The organism is Ignavibacteriota bacterium (assembly GCA_016708125.1).
GTDB lineage: Bacteria > Bacteroidota > Ignavibacteria > Ignavibacteriales > Melioribacteraceae.
The window spans coordinates 1-4461 of sequence record JADJGF010000013.1 but is presented as its reverse complement, the minus strand read 5'-3'; the positions used below and the strand labels follow the sequence as shown (position 1 = coordinate 4461).

The 4461-nt window shown below is 24.8% G+C and carries 2 protein-coding genes; both read left to right on the top strand.

Annotation, left to right across the window (positions count from 1 at the left end; translation table 11 throughout):
• Window positions 1-2727: 2727 nt before the first annotated feature.
• The gene (locus tag IPH62_20030) at window positions 2728-3009 is read left to right on the top strand and encodes a hypothetical protein (GenBank protein ID MBK7107561.1); all 282 of its coding nucleotides are present in this window, start codon (window positions 2728-2730) and stop codon (window positions 3007-3009) included.
• A gap of 69 nt (window positions 3010-3078) precedes the next feature.
• Window positions 3079-3387 carry a hypothetical protein gene (locus IPH62_20025; protein ID MBK7107560.1) on the top strand — a complete coding sequence of 103 codons (309 nt, stop codon included), beginning with the start codon at window positions 3079-3081 and terminating at the stop codon, window positions 3385-3387.
• Window positions 3388-4461: the final 1074 nt, after the last annotated feature.

Here is a 4461-nt window from a genome sequence, read left to right as displayed (position 1 = left end):
TATAGATATATAACTATCTAATCTGATATATTCTGACAGGTATTTTAGAAGTCTTAAAATTCAAATTTCTAGGTTTCCGACAGTCAAATCTTTCCGTTGGACGTCAATATGCTTATTCTCCATTGTATTTGATGATATCTTGTTTTTTTTTGAATTCTTGAAAAATTTTCGATTTTAAGGTCATTTTTGAAAATCGACATATTTGAGATTTTGGATATGATCAATGACCTTTATCATCTTATAGTCAAAAGTACTCAATTTTGATCAATATATGATTTCAACATTTTCTAAAACATTTTGTATTAGTAATGAAAACTTACTTTTTGACCAAAGTTCATGCTGTAGAACCGTTTCTAAGCCAGTTAAACACATATTCAGCTGCATTATAATAAGGTAATAAGGAGGTAAAGTTAATACATCAAATTTACCAAACTTCAAATATTCAATGATCTTCTTTGAAACATGACATCTTGCATTATCAAATACAAGAACATACTTTCTATTTTGTATTTTCAAAGGTTTTATCATCTTGGCACTAGTTTCCAATTAAATTGGTAATAAACTCAATGAATTTATCAGAACCAACTGTTTTCAGTGATTTCATGATGAATAATACCATTTTGATACATATTGTTAATGTTATACCTACTCTATTCTAACTTTATCAAGTATAATATTCTCCTTGTTTATGCTCTCATCCACTTGATTCCACCACGTTTACTATTGTTGAAACTAGTTTCATCAATATAAAGAAATTTTATCCTTTATCATGAATTCTACATAATTCTTCATAAATAATTGAAATGATATTCATTCAATTTGACTCTGATCTGATATTAAGTCTACTACATTTAACATATTTGAAATTAATGACAAAAGTAATAGCTCTATACATGATATTATAGCCAAATTTTGAATTCTTCAGCTAATTCCAAGTATTGTTGGTTGTTTAATTTGATATACTGTCATTTTATGTCTTAATAGATCAAAATCTATTGTTTATATTACTGGATAATAATGTGGATGATCTTGGACAAATTTATTCTGTCTATTTCGTGTTGTTTTTCATTCAAATCAATTTCAACTAATTGAAGTTCAGTGTCAAATGGATTAGGTGCTTTAAAAATTGAACTATTGTTGTCCTTATTTATAAGTTTAATTTTATCAGTGATTTGAGTATATAGGTCTTTCAATTGTTGCTCATTAAGTGAGTATATTTCTTTGATCTTTAGGTGTGAATATTATTGATGGCAACTTGTATATTACCAGCTTTTACTAATTGTTCAGCATTGAATAATTGTTTGTATTCTTCATCATTTGAATATTTATCTCTTAAACATTCATTCATTGTCTTTTCTTCTTTCGAAGTATTTTTCCATTAATGATTTGATTTAATAATTAGAATTAAATCCTAAATGGAAAATCAATCAAATATCAATATCAATAATCCAAGCAGAGTTGTATATGTTGGACTCTGCATCTATTATTGCAAATCTGAAGACAAAGAAGGAATGTGATGGTTTGGCACAAAACTCAGGTAAATTATGATTTATATATTAGGTTTATACTTTCCTTGCACCATATTCATGCTATGATGTGGATTTATTTTGCAATTATGCTGATAAGAAAAGGTAAGTATGTTTTAAATTAAACTAAACTTGGGTTACTTAAACTTTCTGAGGCATCTCCAGTTTATCTTCCTGAATTTAAGATTAATGAAGAGACTAAAAAGAATAGTCTTTTGAACTATTGCTTGAATGACTCAGCAATGAAAGATTATTTACCCGATAAAGAAAAGTTAACAGAAATATTTGGAATTTTCTATTAATGGTAAGTATTATTCATATTATTAAAGCTGATATACAATAAGAATAGAAATTTATGGGATAAACTTGTGAAAATAACTGAAGAAATTGATGACTTCATGTCCTCCAAGAATAAGAATGAATTTGGACTCAATCTAATAAATCATTTTATGAATTCTTAAAGGATTCAAACCATTGAAATCCATGAGAACAAGAAGATCAAGAATATCAAAAATAAAGAAGAGTAAAGTAATTGAAAGAAAACTAAATTCAGAATTCAATGTGAACCTAAATCAAAACTTTTCAAACGATAGTTTAGTAAATAGAAATTTTCATGATTGATGAAAAGAAACTTCTTATTTGCTAAAGATTACTAATAATCTTAGAGATAATAGATGATTAGATAGCTTAACTTAAATATCTATGAATTCCATAATTAGTTTATAAAATTGTAAGTTAAATCTTTGCCTATACAATCAATAATCTTATTCAATACAAATTTATGCTTGTTTGTTATAGAGATAATTCTTAGTTATGAAAATTTCTCTTATGAAATTCAAATATAAAATTTAAACCAAAAACATTGTTTAAATCTTCATTAATTTTGATTTTATTATTTTCATTAAATGGAAAAAATTCCAACAAACAAGAATTTGATATTTTGTCAAAAATGATTAAAAAGAGAATAACAAATTTGAAGTTTATTCAGATGATGAATATGGAAATGAATATCATCCATACAATAAATCAAAAACAGGTTTAATATTAGATGTAATTGCTGATGAAACTAATCTTATTTTCTTTTGAAATCATTTCTCATTCATTCAAAATGGTTATTTCAATTTTACAGTAAAGCATGAAATTTATGATGGATACATTAACATTGAATGAGATACTTAATTCTTAAGAGAAATACGTTCAAATGAGTAATTATTTTAGAACAATATTTGAAAAATCAGAATGTAAAGTACCAATCAGAATTGACTATGAAGTTGCTGTGAAAAAATGGATTTCATTATTTAGAGATAAGATTGATGAAAAAGGTTTTTATCAGTATCAATACCCTTTAAGAGCTTGGGATTTACACCAGAAATATGGCAAAAGAGTGTTAAAAATTTCAGAACTAACTTTATTAGAAGACAATAATGATAAGCCATTATCCAATAAAATTTCAAAGAAAAGTAAAATTGAATTAAGAGAATGAAAAAAGAGAATATAACAAAAATCAAATTCTATTCAAGGTGAATTTAAAAACTAATAACAAGTATTAATAATGGCTTCACTAAGAACTGAAGAAATCATAATTATCAAAGATGTTATTAGATCAAATAAATCATCTATCAACTCAACATTAGAAAAACACAAGAAAGGAATACTTGATCATGCCTGTTATTATTACGGTACTTTAGATGAAGTTAAAAAATTGGATTATAAAGTATTTTTTGCAGTTTTCATTTGGAAAAAGAAATCAAGATGTATCACATTTGTTGATAATGAAATGTATTTAAAACCACCAAAAATTTTTAGCTCTTTCTGTGAGGAAAATCTATATTTCATGATTCTTGAGCTTAAACTGAATTGAATCCTATCAAAAACAAGTAAGTTTACTCATATTGATTTGAATAACTAACTATAAATAAATTTCAAATTAATTTAAATTTCTTATTTAAATGGATGATAAAGAAGGTCATTATTAATAGAAGAAAGTTTTAAATTAGAAAACTTTTTTGTTCTACAATAACTAATTTTCCCCCCCCCTGATAATGAAAGTTCAATTCATTCTCTATCGTTTGATGTCAAAAAGGATGGATGTAGAATACGGGAACATCGACACGAGCTCACTTCTTTGTTTCATTATTTAATGATTAAAGTTATCTTTATACTATAAAATTTCAAGCATATTCATATTTTTTATTTGATTTGATTATTTTCAGTTTTATATGAGATTTGATCATATGAATAAAAAATATTCAAGTTTTTCTTTTTCATTTACTTTAATTTTAGTATTTTTCGTTTTTCTTTCAAAAGTTGAAGAAGATGATTTTTATTTCTGAAGAAATTTTTAGATTTTCGCATATACTTTTAAAGTAATCCTTGATAATCTCTATAATAACTAAATATTCAATAAACAGAAATAGTTTCAATTAAAGTTTCCTTAAAATTTTGAATTTTAAGAAAATCTTGAATTTCTTATATTAATGGATGATAAAGAAGGTCATTATTAATAGAAGAAAGTTTTAAATTAGAAAACTTTTTTGTTCTATAATAACTAATTTCCCCCCTGTTAATGAAAGTTCAATTCATTCTCTATCGTCTGATGTCAAAAAGGATGGATGTAGAATACGGGAACATCGACACGAGCTCACTTCTTTGTTTTCATTATTTACCATTTAACTTTATTAATATAGATGATTAAATATTTGATTTAATTCAAATTAATGCTAAATATCATGAAATCAATATTCATGTATATGAATAATGAAAAGTTTAGAATTTATAGCATTTAATAGAGTTTCAAATTGATGATTGTAAATTTTTTGAAAGAAATGCATTAGAATCCTTGAAGATGACACATCAATTCTTTCATCTTTATTTGATTATTATACGACTAATTCAGTTTAAATTAAGATAAAGTAGTACTTTTTTAGCCTAAGAC

Coding starts and splice junctions, on each gene's coding strand:
- IPH62_20030 (MBK7107561.1), top strand. CDS start 2,728: ATGAGTAATTATTTTAGAACAATATTTGAAAAATCAGAATGTAAAGTA.
- IPH62_20025 (MBK7107560.1), top strand. CDS start 3,079: ATGGCTTCACTAAGAACTGAAGAAATCATAATTATCAAAGATGTTATT.